18 protein-coding genes and 1 other RNA gene are annotated in these 19,725 nt (G+C 66.9%); 8 read left to right on the top strand and 11 right to left on the bottom strand.

Annotation, left to right across the window (positions count from 1 at the left end; translation table 11 throughout):
• Positions 1-23: 23 nt before the first annotated feature.
• The gene (gene rlmD, locus DPV79_RS07960; RefSeq protein WP_081052719.1) at positions 24-1,421 is read right to left on the bottom strand and encodes a 23S rRNA (uracil(1939)-C(5))-methyltransferase RlmD; all 1,398 of its coding nucleotides are present in this window, start codon (positions 1,419-1,421) and stop codon (positions 24-26) included.
• Between the two features lie 211 nt (positions 1,422-1,632).
• On the opposite strand from rlmD, the gene DPV79_RS07955 reads away from it, so the two are divergent.
• Complete coding sequence (locus DPV79_RS07955) at positions 1,633-2,487, top strand: endonuclease/exonuclease/phosphatase family protein (protein WP_113045131.1); 855 nt, start codon at positions 1,633-1,635, stop codon at positions 2,485-2,487.
• 30 nt (positions 2,488-2,517) lie between these two features.
• Here the strand turns inward: DPV79_RS07955 and DPV79_RS07950 are convergent, their stop codons facing one another.
• The 10 genes from DPV79_RS07950 to ffs all read right to left on the bottom strand — a co-directional run bounded on the left by DPV79_RS07950 (position 2,518) and on the right by ffs (position 12,088).
• The gene (locus DPV79_RS07950) at positions 2,518-3,294 is read right to left on the bottom strand and encodes a 3'-5' exonuclease (RefSeq protein ID WP_021163110.1); all 777 of its coding nucleotides are present in this window, start codon (positions 3,292-3,294) and stop codon (positions 2,518-2,520) included.
• A 3-nt stretch (positions 3,295-3,297) separates the two neighbouring features.
• The gene (gene rpoS, locus DPV79_RS07945) at positions 3,298-4,386 is read right to left on the bottom strand and encodes an RNA polymerase sigma factor RpoS (protein ID WP_048021092.1); all 1,089 of its coding nucleotides are present in this window, start codon (positions 4,384-4,386) and stop codon (positions 3,298-3,300) included.
• Positions 4,387-4,397: 11 nt separating this feature from the next.
• Positions 4,398-5,282, bottom strand: coding sequence for a peptidoglycan DD-metalloendopeptidase family protein (locus tag DPV79_RS07940; RefSeq protein WP_059489929.1), 885 nt, complete (start codon positions 5,280-5,282; stop codon positions 4,398-4,400).
• A 5-nt stretch (positions 5,283-5,287) separates the two neighbouring features.
• The gene (locus DPV79_RS07935) at positions 5,288-6,220 is read right to left on the bottom strand and encodes a protein-L-isoaspartate(D-aspartate) O-methyltransferase (protein WP_048021145.1); all 933 of its coding nucleotides are present in this window, start codon (positions 6,218-6,220) and stop codon (positions 5,288-5,290) included.
• Positions 6,217-6,978 (bottom strand): 5'/3'-nucleotidase SurE, encoded by a 762-nt coding sequence (gene surE, locus DPV79_RS07930; RefSeq protein WP_027787227.1) that lies wholly within the window; start codon positions 6,976-6,978, stop codon positions 6,217-6,219. The genes DPV79_RS07935 and surE overlap by 4 nt, the downstream gene beginning before the upstream one ends.
• A 222-nt stretch (positions 6,979-7,200) precedes the next feature.
• Positions 7,201-8,406: a CaiB/BaiF CoA transferase family protein gene (locus DPV79_RS07925; protein ID WP_113045130.1), complete on the bottom strand. Its 1,206-nt coding sequence runs from the start codon at positions 8,404-8,406 to the stop codon at positions 7,201-7,203.
• 48 nt (positions 8,407-8,454) lie between these two features.
• On the bottom strand, positions 8,455-9,051 hold the full coding sequence (recR, locus tag DPV79_RS07920; RefSeq protein WP_006478665.1) for a recombination mediator RecR: 597 nt from the start codon (positions 9,049-9,051) through the stop codon (positions 8,455-8,457).
• A 31-nt stretch (positions 9,052-9,082) separates the two neighbouring features.
• A complete protein-coding gene (locus tag DPV79_RS07915) occupies positions 9,083-9,409 on the bottom strand; it encodes a YbaB/EbfC family nucleoid-associated protein (RefSeq protein ID WP_006482124.1) in 327 nt (108 codons plus the stop codon).
• Positions 9,410-9,501: 92 nt separating this feature from the next.
• Positions 9,502-11,862 carry a DNA polymerase III subunit gamma/tau gene (locus DPV79_RS07910; RefSeq protein ID WP_113045129.1) on the bottom strand — a complete coding sequence of 787 codons (2,361 nt, stop codon included), beginning with the start codon at positions 11,860-11,862 and terminating at the stop codon, positions 9,502-9,504.
• A gap of 127 nt (positions 11,863-11,989) precedes the next feature.
• Positions 11,990-12,088, bottom strand: an RNA gene (gene ffs / locus DPV79_RS07905) — signal recognition particle sRNA small type.
• A 400-nt stretch (positions 12,089-12,488) separates the two neighbouring features.
• Here ffs and trxA point away from each other — a divergent pair.
• The 7 genes from trxA (at position 12,489) to DPV79_RS07865 (ending at position 19,725) form a co-directional block, all read left to right on the top strand.
• On the top strand, positions 12,489-12,815 hold the full coding sequence (gene trxA / locus DPV79_RS07900; RefSeq protein ID WP_006402348.1) for a thioredoxin TrxA: 327 nt from the start codon (positions 12,489-12,491) through the stop codon (positions 12,813-12,815).
• Positions 12,816-13,008: 193 nt separating this feature from the next.
• Positions 13,009-14,271 carry a transcription termination factor Rho gene (gene rho, locus DPV79_RS07895; RefSeq protein ID WP_006478662.1) on the top strand — a complete coding sequence of 421 codons (1,263 nt, stop codon included), beginning with the start codon at positions 13,009-13,011 and terminating at the stop codon, positions 14,269-14,271.
• A 133-nt stretch (positions 14,272-14,404) separates the two neighbouring features.
• On the top strand, positions 14,405-14,905 hold the full coding sequence (locus DPV79_RS07890; RefSeq protein WP_113045128.1) for a MerR family transcriptional regulator: 501 nt from the start codon (positions 14,405-14,407) through the stop codon (positions 14,903-14,905).
• The gene (locus DPV79_RS07885; RefSeq protein ID WP_113045127.1) at positions 14,902-16,458 is read left to right on the top strand and encodes an MFS transporter; all 1,557 of its coding nucleotides are present in this window, start codon (positions 14,902-14,904) and stop codon (positions 16,456-16,458) included. The genes DPV79_RS07890 and DPV79_RS07885 overlap by 4 nt, the downstream gene beginning before the upstream one ends.
• A gap of 38 nt (positions 16,459-16,496) precedes the next feature.
• Positions 16,497-17,330 carry a M90 family metallopeptidase gene (locus DPV79_RS07880; protein WP_059687412.1) on the top strand — a complete coding sequence of 278 codons (834 nt, stop codon included), beginning with the start codon at positions 16,497-16,499 and terminating at the stop codon, positions 17,328-17,330.
• 157 nt (positions 17,331-17,487) lie between these two features.
• Complete coding sequence (locus DPV79_RS07875) at positions 17,488-17,748, top strand: type B 50S ribosomal protein L31 (protein ID WP_021156486.1); 261 nt, start codon at positions 17,488-17,490, stop codon at positions 17,746-17,748.
• 144 nt (positions 17,749-17,892) lie between these two features.
• The gene (locus tag DPV79_RS07865; RefSeq protein ID WP_113045126.1) at positions 17,893-19,725 is read left to right on the top strand and encodes an ArnT family glycosyltransferase; all 1,833 of its coding nucleotides are present in this window, start codon (positions 17,893-17,895) and stop codon (positions 19,723-19,725) included.

The following is a 19,725-nucleotide window of genomic DNA, read 5'->3' as shown; positions in this document are numbered from 1 at the left end:
TTTTTACGTCCGCCGCCCGGAACTCAGTCGCGCTCGAACAGCGCGATCGATTCGACGTGCGACGTATTCGGGAACATGTTCACGACACCGGCGCCCTTCAGGCGGTAGCCGGCCTCGTGCACGAGCAGGCCCGCGTCGCGCGCCAGCGTCGACGGGTTGCACGACACATAGACGATGCGCTTCGGCAGCGGGCCTTCACCGCTCTGCGCGATCTCGGCCAGCGCCTTCGATACCGCGAGCGCGCCTTCGCGCGGCGGGTCGATCAGGAACTTGTCGAATGCGCCGAGCGCACGGATGTCGTCGCCCGTCACTTCGAACAGGTTCCGGCACGCGAACGTCGTGTGGCCGTCGACACCGTTTTCGCGCGCGTTCGCCAGTGCGCGCGTCGTCAGCGTGTCGCTGCCCTCGATGCCCATCACCTCGCGCGACAGCCGCGCAAGCGGCAGCGTGAAGTTGCCGATCCCGCAGAACAGGTCGAGCACGCGGTCGTCGCGCGACGGCGCGAGCAGGCGCAGCGCACGGCCCACCAGCACGCGGTTGATCTGATGATTGACCTGCGTGAAGTCGGTCGGCTTGAACGGCATGCGGATACCGAATTCCGGCAGCGTGTAATCGAGCGACACGTCGAGCGGATAGAACGGCGTCACCGTATCGGGGCCCTTCGGCTGCAGCCAGAACTGCACCTTGTGCTCGTCCGCGAATGCGCGCAGCAACGCTTCGTCGTCCGCGTTGATCGGCTCCAGCACACGCAGCACGAGCGCCGTGACTTCCGAGCCGACCGCGAGCTCGATCTGCGGCATCCGATCGCGAATCGACAGCCCCTCGACGAGCCGGCGCAGCGGCACCAGCATCGCCGACACGTGCGGCGGCAGCACTTCGCAGCTCGTCATGTCGGCCACGTAGCTGCTCTTCTTCTCATGGAATCCGACCAGCACGCCGCCCTTCTTCGCAACGTTGCGCACGGTCAGGCGTGCACGGTAGCGATAGCCCCACGACGGGCCGTGGATCGGCGCGAACATCGTTTCCGCGCGCAGCTTCGCCAGGTGCCACAGGTTGTCTTCGAGCACGCGCTGCTTGACCGCCACCTGTGCGCGCATGTCGAGATGCTGCATCGAGCAGCCACCGCAGGTGCCGAAGAACGCGCATTTCGGCTTCGTGCGCATCACGCTCGGGCGCAGAATGTCGACAACCGTCGCCTGCTCGTAGCTCGGCTTGCGGCGGAAGCTCGAATAAGTCACGCGCTCACCCGGCAGCGCGCCCTCGACGAAGATGACCTTGCCCGGCTCGCCGTCCTCGGTGATCGTGCGGCCGACACCGCGCGCTTCCATGTCGAGCGATTCGATCTCGAGAACCGGGGCGATTCCGGGCGCAACGGGCGCATTTCTTGATTTGCGCGCAGAAGTGGGGACGGCTTCGGACACCAGCTTTTCCTGACAAACGTTGAAGAAGGCGAGATTGTAGACGACGAAGGCCCGCATCGCCCGCTTTGCATGAGGCAGGCGTCCATACTTGAGCATGGACCGCACGACATTGCGCCGGAATGGCCAGGGACGCAACTCCGCCCGGGCGGGCGCGGCGAAGCCGAGCGGGCGCCTCCCCCGGCCTGGAATCCACCCGTCAGGAGATTCGACCATGCGACTGATCGACTGGAACATCCAATGGGGTCGGGACGCGGACGGCGTCGTCGATCTTTCGCGCACCGTCGCGGCAATCCGCGGGCTCGGCGACTTCGACGTGCTGTGCCTGCAGGAGGTCACGCGCGGCTTCGGCGCATTGCCCGGCTGGCCCGGCGCCGACCAGTTCGCCGAACTCGCGGCGCTGCTGCCCGGCCATACGATCGTCGAAGCGATCGGCGCCGACCTGCCGCCGATCGAAGCCGGTGCACCGCGTCGCCAGTTCGGCAATGCGATCGCGACCCGGCTGCCGGTCGGGCGCGTGCTCCGCCAGTTGCTGCCGTGGCCGGCCGACGCCGGCGCGCCGTCGATGCCGCGCGTCGCGCTCGACGTCGAGCTGCAGGCGCCCTTCGGACCGCTGCGCGTGGTCACCACGCATCTGGAATACTATTCGGCGCGCCAGCGGCTCGCCCAGGTCGACGCGCTGCGCGACCGGCACCGCGAGGCCTGCGCACACGCTGCACGACCAGCGCCCGCCGAAACCGCCGAGGGGCCGTTCAGCGCGACCGGCCAGCCGTGCGACGCGATCGTCTGCGGCGATTTCAACAGCGCGTTCGGCAGCGATGCCTATTGTCGATTCCTGGCGCCGATCGCAGACGCGCCGCGCTTCGTCGACGCATGGGTCGCCCGGCACCCCGGCCGGATGCCACCGCCGACGGCGGGTGTCTACGATACGGCGCAATGGTCGGAGGGGCCGCTCGCGTGCGACTTCGTATTCGTGACCGATACGCTGCTGCCGCACGTGATGCGCTGCGAAATCGACGGCGACGTCCGCGCATCGGATCACCAGCCGGTGCTGCTCGAACTCGATTGATCGCGCCGGCCTCGGCGCACCCCACCCGCGCTACGCGGTGAAGCCGGCGAGGTATTCGGCCCAGTGCGACGCCGGCTCCTGCGCAAGGGAGTTCTTCACGAGCAGGATCTCGTCCGCATACTCGCTCGGCGTCAGGCCGCCGCGCATCAACTGGAACCGGCAATACAGCAGGTACGTATTGACGACGTCGGTTTCGCAATAGTTGCGGATTTCCTCGATCCGCCCGTCCAGGAACGCTGGCCACACCTGGCTGCCGTCCATCCCGAGCTTGCCCGGAAAGCCGCACATCTTCGCGAGTGCGTCGAGCGGCGCGTTCGCGCGCGCCTGATACATCGCGAGCACATCCATCAGGTCGGTATGCCGCGAGTGGTAACGCGAAATGTAGTTGTTCCACTTGAATTCGCGGTCGTCCTCGCCGAGATCCCAGTAGCGGGTCGCGGGAATGCCGTGCACGAGCGCGCGGTAATGGAGCACCGGCAGATCGAAGCCACCGCCGTTCCACGACACGAGCTGCGGCGTGTATTTCTCGATCACGCGGTAGAACGACTGGATCAGCGTGGCTTCGTTGTCCTGCGGCGTGCCGAGCGAGCGTACGCGAAACCCGTTGTTGTCACGGAACACACACGAGATCGCCGCGATGCGCTGCAGGTGGTGCGGCAGGAAATCGCCACCGGTCTTCTCGCGGCGCGCGGCGAACGCATGTTCGGCCACCGCGGCATCGTCGAGCGTTGCGGGCAGGTCTTCCAGACGGCGAATGCCGTCGACATCGGGAATCGTCTCGATGTCAAAAACAAGAATCGGAGTCATCAGTTACAGAACGGCGTCCTTGCGCACGCCGTTGGAGGCGAAAAACCGCTTGAGGCGCACCAGCGCTTCCTGCTGGATCTGGCGCACGCGCTCGCGCGTGAGCCCCATCTCGTCGGCCAGCTCCTCGAGCGTCGCCGGTTCGATGTGATTCAGGCCGAAGCGGCGCTCGATCACGTGGCGGTGCTTGTCGGACAGCCGCGACAGCCACGCGCGAGTGAGCGTCTCGAGTTCGCGATGCTGCACTTCGGCGTCGGGCGACTGGCTCTGGTCGTCGGGCAGCAGGTCGAGCAGGCTGCTCGCGGGATCGAGGTCGAGCGGCGCGTCGAGCGACGCCGTGTGCTCGTTGAGCGCGAGGATGTCGGTGACTTCCTCGGCGGTCTTGCCGGTGAGATAGGCGATGTCGTCGATGCTGGCTTCGCGGCGCTCGGCCGCCTCGCCCGTCGACATCGAATTCTTTTCGAGGTGGCGCTTCGCGCGCAGCACCTGGTTCAGTTCGCGGATCACGTGCACGGGCAGGCGCACCGTGCGGGCCTGGTTCATGATCGCCCGCTCGATGCTCTGGCGGATCCACCACGTCGCGTAGGTCGAAAAACGGAAGCCGCGCGTCGGGTCGAATTTTTCGATCGCATGCATCAGGCCGAGGTTGCCCTCCTCGATCAGATCGAGCAGCGGCACGCCGCGGTTCAGGTATCCCTTCGCGATGCTGACGACGAGACGCAGGTTGCGCTCGATCATCACCTGCCGCGCCTCGAATTCACCGGCCTTGGCCAGACGCGAATAGCGCTGCTCCTCCTCGACGGTGAGCAGCGGCTTCACGCTGATGCGGTTCAGGTAATGCTGGATCGTGTCGGCCGTGAGTTCGGCCTGCAGCAGCGTGCGGAAATCGTCGACGTCGGGCGACGCCTCGGGCCGGCCTTCGCGCTCGTCGTCGCCACCGTCCGCCTCCGCGTCGCGCGCCTCGAGATCGCGTTCGTTATCCGCGTTGTCGTCTTCGTCGTCCGTCGAAGCACCCGCTCGCCCCACCGATGCTTGCGTGGCACGACTGATCTTCTCAGACTCGGCTTGCGGCTCGTGGCGCTTCGATTTCGGCATGGTCGTCTCGGTTATTGAGGCGGCAAATACTTCAGCGGATCGACAGGCTTACCCTGCCGGCGAACCTCGAAATGCAGCATCACGCGGTCGGAATCGCTGTTACCCATCTCGGCGATCTTCTGCCCCTTCGTCACCGCGTCCCCCTCTTTTACCATCAAAGCGCGATTGTGTGCATACGCCGTGAGGTAAGTTGCATCGTGTTTGATGATAATGAGGTTGCCGTAGCCACGCAGGCCATTGCCGGAATAAACGACGCGGCCATCGGCTGCCGCCTTCACGGCCTCGCCGGCCGTACCGCCGATATTGACGCCCTTGTTCTTCGCGTCGTCGAACCCGTTCAACACGGGGCCGCGCGCGGGCCACGCGAACGTCACGGGGCCGCTCGGCGCAGCTGCCGTGTCGCTCGATGCGGCCGCCGCGGCAGGCGGCGTCGCGACCGACGACGTACCGGCGGCCGGCGTTGCCGGGCCGCTGCTGAGCGGCGCGGTAGCGACGGCGGCGCCCGCGATCGGCGCGGCGACCTGCGTGCCCGCAACAGCGGCACCGGCCTGCGGCGACACGCGCAGCAGCTGGTCGACTTCGATCTGATTCGGGTTCGCCAGGTTGTTCCACGCGGCGATGTCGCGATAGTTCTGCCCGTTTTCGAGTGCGATCCGGTACAGCGTGTCGCCCGGCTTTACCCGGTAGTAACCCGGCGGCGCCGGCGGAAGCGGTACCGCGGGCTGCGCGGCGGCAGTCGTGCCGAGCGAACCGGAGCGATCGACGACGGGCGCGTTGTCGAGCCGCGTCGCACAGGCGGCCAGTAGCGTGGAGAACGCAGCTACGCAGATCGCGCGCTGGGCGAGCGTGAGCGGTTCCCTGGAACGGTTGTTTTGCATCGCGCGCAACATACTCATCGGTTTCAAATTACTCCGGATTTTAAAGGGACAAAGAAAACGCGATCAAGCCGTGACTCCCGCCATTGCGCGTGCGCGACGCGCTCGACGAGCGTGAGCACCTGGTGCTGCCCGCTCTGCGCGCCGACCGGCGCGACAAGGCGCCCGCCGATCGCGAGCTGCTCGAGCAGCGCCTGCGGCACGTCGAGCCCCGCCGCCGCGATCACGATCGCGTCGAACGGGGCCGCGGACGGCAGGCCGACACGCCCGTCGCCGTAGTGCAGACGGATGTTCGGCACGCGCAGCGGCCGCAGGTTCAGCTTCGCGCGCTCGTAGAGCGGCTTGATGCGTTCAATCGAATACACGTCGCGTGCCACGTGGCTCAGCACGGCGGCCTGATAGCCGCAGCCCGTGCCGATCTCGAGCACGCGCTCGAGCGTGCGGCCGGCCATCGCGAGCTCGATCATGCGCGCGACAACCGACGGTTTTGAAATGGTCTGCTGGTGGCCGATCGGCAGCGCGGAATCCTCGTAGGCCTGCGTCGCCAGCCCCGGATCCACGAACAGGTGGCGCGGCACCGCGGCCATCGCGTCCAGCACGCGCGCGTCGGTCACGCCGTTCGCGCGCAGCCGTTCGACCATCCGTTCGCGCACGCGTTCCGACGTGAGCGCGAACGCGCCGGCCGGCGCAACGCTCGGCGCGGCCGGCTTCGGCATCGCGGGCTTCAGCGCGGTCGGCTTCGGTGCGGTCGCGGGCTTCGCGGCGGGGGAACCGGGCATGGCCGTGCGCGCTGCAGCGGCTTTCACCGCAACCGGTTTCAGCACGGCCGCGGGCTTGTCGGCGGCCTTCGATGCCGCGACCGCCGCATGGCGTTCGCCGGCCCGACCTTCCGACTTGCGTGGCGCTCGCTTGAGATCTTCGAGCGCGAGCGGAAACCGCTTCGCGCGCTCGCCGCTCATGAAGCCCGCCCTCCGGCGCGCGCCCATTCGCGCGTCGCGGGCAGCATCTGCGTATGCGTAAGGTCCAGCTGCAGCGGCGTGATCGATACGAAACCGTTTGCCACCGCATGAAAATCGGTGCCTTCGCTGGCGTCCAGCGCTTCGCCCGCCGCGCCGATCCAGTAGATCGGTTCGCCGCGCGGGTCAGTCTGGCGAATCACCGGCTGCGACGGATGGCGTTTGCCGAGACGCGTGACCTTCCAGCCTTTCAGTTCGTCGTAAGGCAGGTTCGGAATATTGACGTTCAACAGCGGCTGCCCCGGCAGCGGATGCGCGAGAGAGTGCTCGACGATCTCCGCGGCGACGCGCGCGGCGTCCGCGAGATGGGCCCAGCCCTTGTCGACCAGCGAGAACGCAATGGCCGGCACGCCGAACATGATGCCTTCGGTGGCGGCCGCAACTGTCCCCGAATAGAGCGTGTCTTCGCCCATGTTCTGGCCGTTGTTGATCCCGGAAACGACGAGGTCCGGCCTGGCGTCGGCCATCCCTGTCAACGCGACGTGCACCGAATCGGTCGGCGTGCCGTTCACGTAGAAGAAACCCGTACTCGCTGCGCGCTGCACCGACAGCGGCCGCGACAACGTGAGGGAATTCGACGCGCCGCTGCAGTTCTGCTCGGGCGCGATCACCGTGAGTTCGGCCAGCGGCCGCAGCGCGTCGCTGAGCGCGGCGAGACCGGGGGCGAGATAGCCGTCGTCGTTGCTGAGTAGGATTCGCATCCGGCGATTGTAACCGAGGAAAGATGGCGCGAGAGCGACAGTCCGGCGACTGCGGGAGGACGGTTGCGGGCGGCCGTACACGCTGCACCGCCGCGTTGCGCGGCGGCGTTCTGCGCGCTCAGGAAAACGCCTCGCCGCCCCGGGTTTTCCAGCACCAACGGCGCTCGCTTGTGGAATGTGCCCTTCGGGGAGCCCGGCGCGAGGCGACGGGCCGAGGGGCGTTCAGATCGCACCCGCGTCGCGCAGTGCGGCAATCGCCTGCGCATCGTAGCCGAGGCCGCGCAGCACCTCGTCGGTATGCTCGCCGAGTTCGGGCCCGAGCCAGCGCGTTTCGCCCGGCGTGTCCGACAGCTTCGGCGTGATGTTCGGCAACGGAATGTCGGTGCCGTCGGCCAGCTTGAAGCGCTGGATCATCTGCCGCGCGACGAACTGCGGATCGGTGAACATGTCGGCGGCGCTGTAGATGCGCCCGGCAGGCACATCGGCCGCGTTGAGCACGACGAGCGCTTCATCGATCGTGCGCGGCGCGAGCCATGCGGCAATCGCGTCGTCGATCTCCTGCGTGCGCGGCACGCGCCCGTCGTTTTGCGCGAGTGCGGGATCGTCGGCGAGGTCGTCGCGCTCGATCGCCTTCATCAGCCGCTTGAAGATCGGGTCGCTGTTGCCGCCGATCACGATGCTGCCGTCGCGGCATGCATACGTGTTCGACGGCACGATACCCGGCAGCGACGCGCCGGTGCGCTCGCGCACCATCCCGTACACGCCGTATTCGGGCACCACGCTTTCCATCATGTTGAAGACGGCTTCATACAGTGCAACGTCGACCACCTGCCCCGCGCCGCCGTTGACCTTGCGGTGATGCAATGCCATCAGCGCGCCGATCACGCCATGCAGCGCGGAGATCGAATCGCCGATGGAGATGCCGATACGCGGCGGCGGCAGGTCGGGATATCCGGTGATGTGGCGCAGCCCGCCCATCGATTCGGCGATCGCGCCGAAACCGGGCCGGTCGCGGTACGGGCCCGTCTGCCCGTAGCCGGACAGGCGCACCATCACGAGGCCCGGGTTCTCGGCCGACAGCACGTCGTAGCCGAGCCCGAGCTTTTCCAGCAGGCCCGGGCGGAAATTCTCGATCACGATGTCGGCCTCGCGCGCGAGTTGCCGCGCGATCGCCTTGCCGGCGTCGGCCTTCAGGTTGAGCGTGACCGATTTCTTGTTGCGCGCCTGCACGGACCACCACAGCGACGTGCCGCCCTGCTCCGGATGGAGCTTGCGCCACTTGCGCAGCGGGTCGCCGCCGTTCGGATCCTCGATCTTGATCACTTCCGCGCCGAATTCGGCGAACAGCCGCGACGCGAACGGCCCCGCGATCAATGTTCCGAATTCGAGCACTTTGACGCCCGCGAGCGGGCCCTGGCTGGTGCTCATGTGTCTCCCTGGCATGAGGAACGGCGCCGCCGACCGGCGGCGCCCGGCTTACATCGTGCGGCGGTCGAGCATCGCGCGGGCGATGGTGCCCGCGTCGACATATTCGAGCTCGCCGCCCACCGGCACGCCACGCGCGAGGCGTGTGACCGCGAGCCCGCGCGCCTTCAGCGTCTGGCCGAGGTAGTGCGCGGTGGCCTCGCCCTCGTTCGTGAAGTTGGTCGCGAGCACGACTTCCTTGACGACCCCGTCGGACGCGCGCCGCACGAGGCGGTCGAAATGGATTTCCTTCGGACCGATCCCGTCGAGCGGGCTCAGCCGGCCCATCAGCACGAAATACAGCCCGCGGTAAGTCATCGTCTGCTCGAGCATGATCTGGTCGGCCGGCGTCTCAACGACGCACAGCAGCGTCGGATCACGCTCCTCGTCGCTGCAGACCTCGCAGATCTGCGCTTCGGTGAACGTATTGCACTTCTCGCAATGCTGCAGGTGCTCGGTCGCGAACAGCAGCGACCGGCCGAGCCGCTCCGCGCCCTCCCGATCGTGCTGCATCAGGTGGACCGCCATGCGCTGGGCGGATTTCGGCCCGACACCGGGCAGCACGCGCAACGCTTCGACGAGAGCGGACAGGGCGGACGGCTGTTTCATACGGCGGCAAAAAGTGGCACGGACGCCGCGTTCAGAACGGCAGCTTGAAGCCCGGGGGCAGCGGCAGGCCGGACGTCATGCCGCTCATCTTTTCCTGCGACGTCGCTTCGGCCTTGCGCACCGCGTCGTTGAACGCAGCCGCGACGAGATCCTCGAGCATGTCCTTGTCGTCCGCGAGCAGGCTCGGGTCGATCGACACGCGACGCACTTCGTTGCGGCACGTCATCGTCACCTTGACGAGGCCGGCGCCCGACTGCCCTTCGACTTCGATCAGTGCAAGCTGCTCCTGCATCTTCTTCATGTTTTCCTGCATTTGCTGCGCTTGCTTCATCAGTCCGGCGAGGTTGCCTTTCAACATGGGAATACTCCTTCTTGATCGTGTGAACACCGGCACGCGGCGCGTGCCGGCCAATGTGTGGGCGTGATTGTGCCTGTCGCGGGGCGCTCAGTTCAATGCAGCGTCGGCGGCGGGCCGTCCGGCGCCGCGTCGGCCAGCGGGCGCACCGAACCCTCGACGATGCGCGCACCGAAGTCGCGCACGAGCTGCTGGACGAACGGATCGCCGTGAATCTCCTGCTCGGCCTCACGCTGGCGCGCCGCGCGCGCAGCCGCATCGAGTGCCGCCGCCGTACGCCGGGCAGGCCCGACCTCGACGGCCACCTCGACCGGCTTGCCGAGCGCATCGGCCAGCGCGGCCTTCAGCTTCGCCACCTGCGCAGCGTCCGCATATTGCGGCACCGGCACTGAAAGTTTCAACGTAGTCGCATCGACGGCCGTCAGCTCGCTGTTGAACGCGAGCTGGTACGCGACGCCCTTGAGCGGCAGCCGCGCGGCCAGCGCCGGCCACTCGCCGTCGAAGCCGACTGGATCGAGCGCGATCGCGGGCGGCAGCGGACGCGTGTCGACCGGAGTGGACGGGCGGGCTTCCGCCGGCTTCGGCGTCACGCGCACATCGTCGGGGCCGCTGTCGAATACCGGCACGAAGCCGTCGTCGGGCGGGCCGCCAAACATCTCGTCGGCACTGAGCGGCACGTATTCGTCGGGCGGGATGTCCTCCCACGGCGGCGGGGCCTGACGCGCATCGGCTGCCTGCGGCGCACGGGCCGCCGCGCGCGGCGTCGGTACCTGTACGGCGGCGGGACGCGGCGCGACGGGCTTCTCGGCGGCCGGCTGGGCGGCCGGTTTCGCGGCGGCGCCTGCGCGACCGCGGTCGGACGACACGCGCATCCCCGCATTGCGCAGCACGTCCAGCGCGGCGGCGGCTCCCCCGGAACGCGCTGCCGGACGGGCGGCGGGCTCGGCCGGCGCAGCGCGCGGCACCGGTTCGGCCGGCGCAGCCGGCGTGTCGCTTCGCTGGACAACCGCAGCCGGCGGCTCGGGTTCATCGCGGGCGGGTGTCGGCCTCTCGCTGGCCGGCTCCGCTTGCGGTACTGCGGCCACGCGCGGCTGCGGCGTTTCGACGACCGGCCCATCAACCGGGGCCGGCGCGGATGCGGGGACGGCAGCCGGCTTCTCGGCCGGCTGGTCTGCTTCGCCGCCAGCCGGTGCCGGCGCCGCACGCACAACCGGCGCCGCTGGCGCAGCCGTTGCCGTAGCCTGCGGCCGCGCTGCCTCGACGGGTGCGGCGGATGCCGGCTTCGCCACGGCAGCCGATGCCGCCGCGACGCGCGGACCTGGCACCGCTCGCGGCACGGACGGCTGTCCGCCCGGCGCGCTGCCGGCTGCCACAGCCGGCTCGAACGCGAGCATCCGCAGCAGCGTCATCGTGAAACCGGCGTATTCGTCCGGCGCCAGGCCGAGTTCCGCGCGGCCGACCGTCGCGATCTGATAGAACAACTGGACCTGCTCGGGGCTCAGCGTCTCCGCGAAGCGGCGCAGGTCGCCCGCTTCGGGCCATTCGTCGAGCACCGAGCCCGGCGCGAACTGCGCCCACGCGATCCGGTGCAGCAGGCTCGCGAGATCCTGAAGCGCGGTCGAGAACGACAGGCTGCGCAGCGACATCTCGTCGGCAATCGCAAGGATTTCCGGGCCGCTGCCCGCGGCAAGCGCGTCGAGCAGACGCACCATGTAAGTCTGGTCGAGCGCGCCGAGCATGCCCGACACGGCCGACTCGGTCACCTCGTTTGCCGAATAGGCGATCGCCTGGTCGGTGAGGGACAGCGCGTCACGCATGCTGCCCTGCGCGGCACGCGCGAGCAGGCGCAGCGCCTGCGGCTCGAACGTGATGTGCTCTTCGCCGAGAATCCGTTCGAGATGCGACACGATATGCCCGGCCGGCATCTGCTTCAGGTTGAACTGCAGGCAGCGCGACAGCACGGTGACGGGAATTTTCTGCGGATCGGTCGTCGCAAGGATGAACTTGACGTGCGGCGGCGGCTCTTCGAGCGTCTTCAGCATCGCGTTGAACGCGTGATTCGTCAGCATGTGCACTTCGTCGATCATGTAGACCTTGAAGCGCGCATCGACGGGCGCGTACACGGCGCGCTCGAGCAGCGCGGCCATTTCATCGACGCCGCGGTTGCTCGCGGCATCCATCTCGACGTAATCGACGAAACGCCCTTCGTCGATCTCGCGACAGGCGCGACACACGCCGCACGGCTGCGACGTGACGCCGGTTTCACAGTTGAGTGCCTTGGCGAAGATCCGCGACAGCGTCGTCTTGCCGACACCGCGGGTTCCGGTAAACAGATAGGCGTGATGGAGACGCCCGCCGTCGAGCGCGTGCGTGAGCGCCCTGACGACGTGCTCCTGGCCGACGAGCGAAGCGAAATCCTTCGGACGCCACTTGCGTGCGAGAACTTGATAGGTCATCGGGAAATTGTATCAGTAACGCTGCGTCGCGCCGACACGCGAAACGGTGCGAAAGACAGGCAACGCGCAGGTAAAACGGAGTGTGGTGCAGAAATAAAAAACGCCCGGCGAACGGGGCGAGAAGGAAGGTGACGAGCCCAACCCTCGGCACTGGCGGAAAACGATTGTGGCTGCTTCGTTCCCGACCTGACCAGGTTCACCGCCCCACCATGCGAGGAGGCCCGTCACGGCATATTCTATCACCGCTTCCGGACGAATGCGACCGTTTGTTCGCACCAATGCGATTATGACCGGGCAAACCGGCGCGCATCGGGTCGCACGACGATCGCCCGCATCGAATTGCCTGCGTCCCCTTGTAATTTGCGGGCCGGCCTCCACCTGCAAGGCACAACGGTCGAACGGCGCGCCGTACCCCTACTCGCGTAGCGGCTACTATCGCCGCCCGCAGCAGATAGCAATTTAGGCTAATATGACGCCCGAACGACCCGCGAGCCGCGGCATGCAGCGCTTACACCCCTCCTGTCCGGAGAGCGGAGTGACCTGCCGCAGCGGCCGGCAGCCAACGGCGGCCGGTACGCCGCAACGCGCAAGCAGGCAGTCCCCGAACCGTAAGAGGTATTGACCCAATGAGCGAACAGATCAAACACATCAGCGACGCATCGTTCGAACAGGACGTCGTCAAGTCCGACAAGCCCGTGCTCGTCGATTTCTGGGCCGAATGGTGCGGCCCGTGCAAGATGATCGCCCCGATCCTCGACGAAGTCGCGAAGGACTACGGCGACAAGCTGCAGATCGCGAAAATCAACGTCGATGACAACCAGGCAACGCCCGCCAAGTTCGGCGTGCGCGGCATCCCGACGCTGATCCTGTTCAAGAATGGCGCGGCCGCCGCGCAGAAGGTCGGCGCGCTGTCGAAGTCGCAGCTCACCGCATTCCTGGACAGCCACCTGTAATACCGGCAGTTCCGCGGACGTGTTGTCAACCGGCAACACGTCCGTCGTCAAGCCGCCGTTCGCTCGCTCAAGCGCGAATCGGCCTATGCTAGAATTAAAAAACGTCTACAAGACGCATTTAAGTCTCTGAGCGCTTCCGCTCGCCCTCCTCCCTTTATTTCTTTCGTCGTCTCCTCCCTGGCGGGTTCTCCGTATGCATTTATCCGAGCTCAAGTCTCTGCACGTGTCCGAACTGATCGAAATGGCCAATGGCCTCGAGATCGAAAACGCGAACCGCCTGCGCAAGCAGGAGTTGATGTTTGCCATTCTTAAAAAGCGCGCCAAGACGGGTGAGACGATCTTCGGTGACGGTACGCTCGAAGTGCTGCCGGACGGTTTCGGCTTCCTGCGCTCGCCGGAAATGTCGTACCTCGCGAGCACCGACGACATCTACATCAGCCCGTCGCAGATCCGCCGCTTCAACCTGCACACCGGCGACACCATCGAAGGTGAAGTCCGCACGCCGAAGGACGGCGAGCGCTACTTCGCGCTGGTGAAGGTCGACAAAGTCAACGGGCAGCCGCCCGAGGCCTCGAAACACAAGATCATGTTCGAGAACCTCACGCCGCTGCACCCGAACAAGCCGCTCTCGCTCGAACGCGAAATGCGCGGCGAAGAGAACGTCACGGGCCGCATCATCGACATGATCGCGCCGATCGGCAAGGGCCAGCGCGGCCTGCTCGTCGCATCGCCGAAGTCGGGCAAGACCGTGATGCTCCAGCACATCGCGCACGCGATCAAGCAGAACCACCCGGACGTGATCCTGTTCGTGCTGCTGATCGACGAGCGTCCTGAAGAAGTGACCGAAATGCAGCGCTCGGTCGCGGGCGAAGTGATCGCCTCGACGTTCGACGAACCGGCCACGCGCCACGTCCAGGTCGCCGAAATGGTGATCGAGAAGGCCAAGCGCCTCGTCGAAATGAAGCACGACGTCGTGATCCTGCTCGACTCGATCACGCGTCTCGCACGTGCGTACAACACCGTGATCCCGGCATCGGGCAAGGTGCTGACGGGCGGCGTCGACGCGAACGCACTGCAGCGTCCGAAGCGCTTCTTCGGCGCGGCACGCAACATCGAGGAAGGCGGCTCGCTGACGATCATCGGCACCGCACTGATCGAAACCGGCAGCCGCATGGACGACGTGATCTACGAAGAGTTCAAGGGCACCGGCAACATGGAAGTGCACCTCGAGCGCCGCCTCGCGGAAAAGCGCGTCTATCCGTCGATCAACCTGAACAAGTCGGGCACGCGCCGCGAGGAAATGCTGATCAAGCCCGAGATCCTCCAGAAGATCTGGGTGCTGCGCAAGTTCATCCACGACATGGACGAAGTCGAGGCAATGGAATTCCTGCTCGACAAGATCCGCCAGACGAAGAGCAACTCCGAGTTCTTCGACCTGATGCGCCGCGGCGGCTAAGCGCCCCCGCCCCGCACCGAACGGCCGCCCGCGCATCCTGCCCGGCGGCCGTTTTTCGGCGCCAACCTGAACGTGAACGTACAGGTTGATCTACAATCGCATCATCGCCCCGATCGAACTCCCTCCACACCCCATGCCGAACGACACCTCCACCCCGTTGCTGACCGTAAGCGACGCCGCGTCGCGACTCGGCGTCACGCCGCGCACGCTGAAGTATTACGAGGAGCGCGGGCTCGTCACGCCGTCGCGCAGCGAGGGCCGCTACCGCCTCTACGACGAAGCCGACCTCGAGCGCTTCGCGCGCATCCTGCGGCTGCGCGCGCTCGGCTTCTCGCTGCACGGCATCACCGAAATGCTGAAGCGCCCGCTGGAAGAAATGGGCGACGGCCGGCGCCGCTACTCGGAAGCATCGCTGCGCGACATCCGTACCGGCCTCGCCGAGCAGGTCGATACACTCGACCGGCGAATCGCGGCCGTCCAGCGCGAACTGAAGGAAGCCGTCGCGCTGCGCAAGGAACTGCAGCACGACATCGACTACGTCGAGCGGCGTCTTGCCGGCGAAAGCGCCGACACGTTGATCGCGCAGCGGCAGGCCGAAAGCGGCACGCGGCGCGCGCGCAAGGCGCGCGAATGAACGCAATGCCCGGCCGCCCGCCGCTGTGGAGCCGCGCGAACCTGCGCGCGGACCTGTTCCCGTGGGCGCTCGCGCTCGTCACCGGCATCGACTATTTCGACAACGCGGCCTTCTCGTTCTTCGCGAGCTACATCGCGGGCGGCATCAACGCTTCGCCCGACGAACTCGTGTGGTCGTCGAGCGCTTACGCGGTCACGGCCGTGCTCGGCATCCTGCAGCAGCAATGGTGGGTCGACCGGCTCGGCCATCGCCGCTACGTCGCCGGCTGCATGCTGATGTTCTCGTTCGGCGCGATCGCGGCCGCGCTCGCCGACACGTCGCTCGAACTGGCGTTCGCGCGCGGTTTCCAGGGATATTTCATCGGCCCGATGATGGGCGCGTGCCGGATCCTGATCCAGATCAGTTTCAAGCCGCAGGAACGGCCGCCCGCGACACGCGCGTTCCTCGTCATGATCCTGCTCGGCAGCGCGCTCGCGCCGATCGTGGGCGGCGTGCTCGTCGCGCATGCGACATGGCGCGCACTGTTTGCATGCACGGCGCCGGCCGGCATCGCATTCGCGATCCTCGCGCTGCTCACGCTGCCCGACTCGGGCCGGACGCCCGACGACGAACGCGGCTCCGGACATTTCTGGCCGTATGTCGTGTTCGCGCTCGCACAAGGCGCGCTGCAGATCGTGCTGCAGCAGGTGCATTACCAGCTCTACAGCGGCTCGCCGATGCTGATCCTGCTGACGATCGCGGGGATCGGCGCGCTCGCGTGGTTCGCGTATCACCAGTGGAACCATCCGACGCCGCTCGTGCGCCTTCACGCGTTCCGCGAACGGACGTTCCAGGTCGGGCTGCTGCTCTACATGTTCTATTACTACGAGTCGACAGGCTTCAGTTACCTGACCTCGCGGCTTCTCGAAGGCGGGCTCGGCTATCCGGTCGAGAACGCCGGGCGGCTCGTCGGCACGATGTCGCTGATTTCGGCCACCGCGCTGTTCGCCTACCTGCGTTACGCGAAATTCGTCACGCACAAGAAGTGGTTCGTCGTGCCGGGGTTCGCGATCGCCATCACGGCCGCGCTGTGGATGACGCGAATGACGCCGCAGGTCGGCGAAGCCGCACTGATCGTCCCGCTGCTGCTGCGCGGACTGCTCCTGCTCTTCATCGTGCTGCCGGTGGCCAACCTGACGTTCCGGATCTTCGCGATCGACGAATACACGCACGGCTACCGGCTGAAGAACATCGTGCGGCAACTGACAATCTCGTTTGCGACGTCGTCGGTGATCATCGTCGAACAGCACCGCGTGGCCGTGCACCAGACGCGACTCGTCGAGCGCGCGAACGTGTTCGATCCGCTGTTCCAGCAGACCGTCGATGCGCTGACGCGCAGCTATGCGGCCGCCGGCCACGCGCTGAACGACGCGCACGGGCTCGCGATCGCGTCGATCGCGCGCATGGTCGCGCAGCAGGCGTCGTTTCTCGCGTCGCTCGACGGCTTTTACTTCCTGGCGGGCGTGGCGCTCGTCGGCGGCCTCTTCGCGGCATGGCAAAAAGAGATCGATTGAGTTAAAAGACAGGCTTTGGATTTCCGCGAGCCGCCTTCATGCTCTCGAAACTGACCCGCTGGTTCGACGACCGCCGCCGCGACCGCGCGCTGCGCAGCCATCCGATCCCCGACGCGCTATGGCAGGACACCGTCGAGCGCCTGCCGTTCCTCGCGGCGCTGTCGCCCGACGCGCTCGGCCGGCTGCGCGAACTGACGAGCCTGTTCGTCGCGAAGAAATCGTTCTCGACCGCGCACGGGCTCGAGCTGACCGACGCGATGATCGTCGCGATCGCCGCGCAGGCCTGCCTGCCCGTGCTGAATCTCGACCTGTCGCTGTACGACGGCTGGGTCGGCGTCGTCGTGTATCCGGGCGAATTCGTGATCCGCAAGACGGTGCAGGACGAGGACGGCGTCGTCCACGAAGTGGAGCAGGACGCGAGCGGCGAGGCCTGGGAAGGCGGCCCCGTGATCCTGTCGTGGGAGGATGCGCAGATGACGGACGGCCGCGACGCGTACAACGTCGTGATCCACGAGTTCGCGCACAAGATCGACATGGTCAACGGCGCAGCCGATGGCTATCCGCCCCTTTTTCGCCGCTGGCACGCGCCGTACCTCGATGCGCAGGCCTGGGCCGACGTGTTCGAGCACGCATACGACCAGTTCTGCGCGCGCGTCGACGCGGTGCCGGACCGCGCGTGGGCGCGCTTCGAGCGGGAATCGCTGATCGATCCGTATGCGGCCGACCACCCGTCCGAATTCTTCGCGGTATGCAGCGAAGCGCTGTTCGTACGACCGAAAGCGTTCGAGTCCGAATTTCCGGAGCTGTACCGGCTGCTCGCGCGCTACTACCGGCAGGATCCGGCCGGCACCGGCGCGCTCGACGCACCGTGAAAATAATTCGTCAACCATCTGATTTTCTGGCATAATCGCCGTTTTTCGACCTTAGGCAAGTGGCTCGCGCCGGGCTTGACGTCGGCTGGATCGCGCAACTTTGTGCGGCACGGCACGGCAAGCGGCGGGTTGGCTACCGCTCTCACCAAGGAAAATCATGAAACCTGGCATTCACCCGGATTACCGCGAAGTCGTCTTCCAAGACATGTCGAACGGCTTCAAGTTCATCACGCGCTCGACGATCCAGACGCGTGAAAACATCGAACTCGACGGCAAGACCTACCCGCTCGCCAAGATCGAAGTGTCGTCGGAATCGCACTCGTTCTACACGGGTCAGCAAAAGATCATGGACACGGCCGGCCGTGTCGAGAAGTTCAAGAACAAGTTCGGCGTTCGCGCCAGCGGCAAGGCGAAGTAAGCTTTGCACCGCATCCGGTGGTAGCAACGCGCCGGTATCGCACAAAAGGGCAGCCCAGGCTGCCCTTTTTTGTCTCTGCTCGCCGGAAAAGCACCGGCCGGCGTCCGGGCATCGGCCTGACGCGCAACTGCCGGCGCGTCTACAATGCCGGATGCTCGAAACCGGCTCGACCGCGCGCACCCGCGCCGGCCGCCCGCCCATAACAAATCGCTCATCTGCATGAAGCCTGTCGTCCGTCTCACCGCCTCCGCCACGCGTGCGCTGCCGCGCTGGCTGCTGCTTACCCTCTGCTTCGTCTACGCAGCGTTCGGCCTGTTCGGCCGCGACCCGTGGAAGAACGAGGACGCGGCGGGCTTCGGCGTGATGTGGACGATGGCCAAGGGCGGCTGGCACGACTGGCTGCTGCCGAACCTCGTCGGCAAGTTCATCACGACCGACGGGCCGCTCGGCTACTGGCTCGGCGCGCTGTCGATCCGCGGCCTCGGCCCGTGGGTCGATGCGAGCAACGCGTCGCGCGTCGATACCGGCGTGCTGTTCTGCGTCGCGTGCGCGTTCGTCTGGTACGCAGCCTACCTGCTCGGCCGGCGTGCCGAGGTCCAGCCGTTCAAATACGCATTCGGCGGCGAACCCGAGCCGCGCGACTACGGCCGCACGCTCGCCGACGGCGCGCTGCTGGTGCTCGTCGCCTGCTTCGGCCTCGCGGAACGCGGGCACGAAACGACGCCGCAGCTGGCGCAGTTCGCGTGGATCGCCATGCTCGTCTACGGGATCGTCCGCGGCATCGACAAGCCGATGCAGGGCGCGCTGTGGTGGGGTCTCGCGATCGGCCTCGTCGCCCTGTCCGGCAACCCGGTGCTCGTCGTCGCCCTGCTCGCCGGCACGACCGTGCTGTGGCTCGTCACGCCCGAGATGCGCAACCTGCGCCTGCCGCTGGTCGGCGTACCGCTCGCGGCCGCGATCTTCGCGCTGTGGCCGCTTGCCGCGTTCGTCGCGGCGCCCGACGACGCCGCATGGTTCTTCAACCAGTGGATTCACGGCAGCCTGATGCGCTTTTCCGGCCCGCCGACCGCCGTGCTCGGCTATGCGGCAAAGAACCTGCCGCTGTTCACGTGGCCCGCGTGGCCGCTCGCGATCTGGGCATGGTGGAGCTGGGCCGGCATGCGCCGCCGCGCGCACGTCGCGATTCCGCTGTCGGTCGCCGTGCCGCTCGTCGCGCTCGTGATCCTGCAGAGCCAGCAGTCGAACCGCATGTACATGCTGCTGATGCCGCCGCTGGCGGTGCTCGCGACGTTCGCGCTGCCGACCCTCAAGCGCGGCGCGATCAACGCGATCGACTGGTTCGCGGTGCTGAGCTTCACGATCCTCGGCACCTTCGTGTGGCTCGTGTGGCTCGCGTCGCTCACGGGTTTCCCGCATCCGCTCGCCCGCAACCTCGCGCGCCTCGTGCCCGGCTACGAGCCGCACTTCAAGATCCTGTCGTTCATCTGCGCGGTGATCGCCACGGTGTGCTGGTGCTTCCTCGTGCGCTGGCGCATCTCGCGGCAGCCGAAGGTCCTGTGGCGCAGCGTCGTGCTGTCGGGTGCGGGCACCACGCTGATGTGGGTGCTGCTGATGACGCTGTGGCTGCCGATCGTCAATTATGGCCGGACCTATCGCGACGTCGCGCAGCAGATCGCCGTGCACCTGCCGTCCGACTACGAGTGCATCTCGCCTGTGCGGCTCGGTGACGCGCAGCTCGCGACCTTCGCGTATTTCGGCAACATGCGCTTCGATTTCTCCGGCGACTGCGACGTGATCCTGCGCCAGGACCGCGCGGACTTCGGCGAGCCGAGCTCGATGTCGCAATACGTGTGGCGTCTCGTGTGGGAAGGCCGCCGCGTCGCCGACCGCGACGAGCGCTTCCGCCTGTACGAGCGCATCGAACGGCCGAAGACGCCCGTCAAGCGGCGTCCGCCGCGCCGTCAGCCGGCCGACTGA

Source organism: Burkholderia reimsis (assembly GCF_003294055.1).
GTDB classification, from domain to species: domain Bacteria; phylum Pseudomonadota; class Gammaproteobacteria; order Burkholderiales; family Burkholderiaceae; genus Burkholderia; species Burkholderia cepacia.
Note: the sequence above shows the minus strand (reverse complement) of the source record. Positions and strands in the feature narration are given on the sequence as shown.

Coding starts and splice junctions, on each gene's coding strand:
- DPV79_RS07955 (WP_113045131.1), top strand. CDS start 1,633: ATGCGACTGATCGACTGGAACATCCAATGGGGTCGGGACGCGGACGGC.
- DPV79_RS07950 (WP_021163110.1), bottom strand. CDS start 3,294: ATGACTCCGATTCTTGTTTTTGACATCGAGACGATTCCCGATGTCGAC.
- rpoS (WP_048021092.1), bottom strand. CDS start 4,386: ATGCCGAAATCGAAGCGCCACGAGCCGCAAGCCGAGTCTGAGAAGATC.
- DPV79_RS07940 (WP_059489929.1), bottom strand. CDS start 5,282: ATGAGTATGTTGCGCGCGATGCAAAACAACCGTTCCAGGGAACCGCTC.
- DPV79_RS07935 (WP_048021145.1), bottom strand. CDS start 6,220: ATGAGCGGCGAGCGCGCGAAGCGGTTTCCGCTCGCGCTCGAAGATCTC.
- surE (WP_027787227.1), bottom strand. CDS start 6,978: ATGCGAATCCTACTCAGCAACGACGACGGCTATCTCGCCCCCGGTCTC.
- DPV79_RS07925 (WP_113045130.1), bottom strand. CDS start 8,406: ATGAGCACCAGCCAGGGCCCGCTCGCGGGCGTCAAAGTGCTCGAATTC.
- recR (WP_006478665.1), bottom strand. CDS start 9,051: ATGAAACAGCCGTCCGCCCTGTCCGCTCTCGTCGAAGCGTTGCGCGTG.
- DPV79_RS07915 (WP_006482124.1), bottom strand. CDS start 9,409: ATGTTGAAAGGCAACCTCGCCGGACTGATGAAGCAAGCGCAGCAAATG.
- DPV79_RS07910 (WP_113045129.1), bottom strand. CDS start 11,862: ATGACCTATCAAGTTCTCGCACGCAAGTGGCGTCCGAAGGATTTCGCT.
- trxA (WP_006402348.1), top strand. CDS start 12,489: ATGAGCGAACAGATCAAACACATCAGCGACGCATCGTTCGAACAGGAC.
- rho (WP_006478662.1), top strand. CDS start 13,009: ATGCATTTATCCGAGCTCAAGTCTCTGCACGTGTCCGAACTGATCGAA.
- DPV79_RS07890 (WP_113045128.1), top strand. CDS start 14,405: ATGCCGAACGACACCTCCACCCCGTTGCTGACCGTAAGCGACGCCGCG.
- DPV79_RS07885 (WP_113045127.1), top strand. CDS start 14,902: ATGAACGCAATGCCCGGCCGCCCGCCGCTGTGGAGCCGCGCGAACCTG.
- DPV79_RS07880 (WP_059687412.1), top strand. CDS start 16,497: ATGCTCTCGAAACTGACCCGCTGGTTCGACGACCGCCGCCGCGACCGC.
- DPV79_RS07875 (WP_021156486.1), top strand. CDS start 17,488: ATGAAACCTGGCATTCACCCGGATTACCGCGAAGTCGTCTTCCAAGAC.
- DPV79_RS07865 (WP_113045126.1), top strand. CDS start 17,893: ATGCCGGATGCTCGAAACCGGCTCGACCGCGCGCACCCGCGCCGGCCG.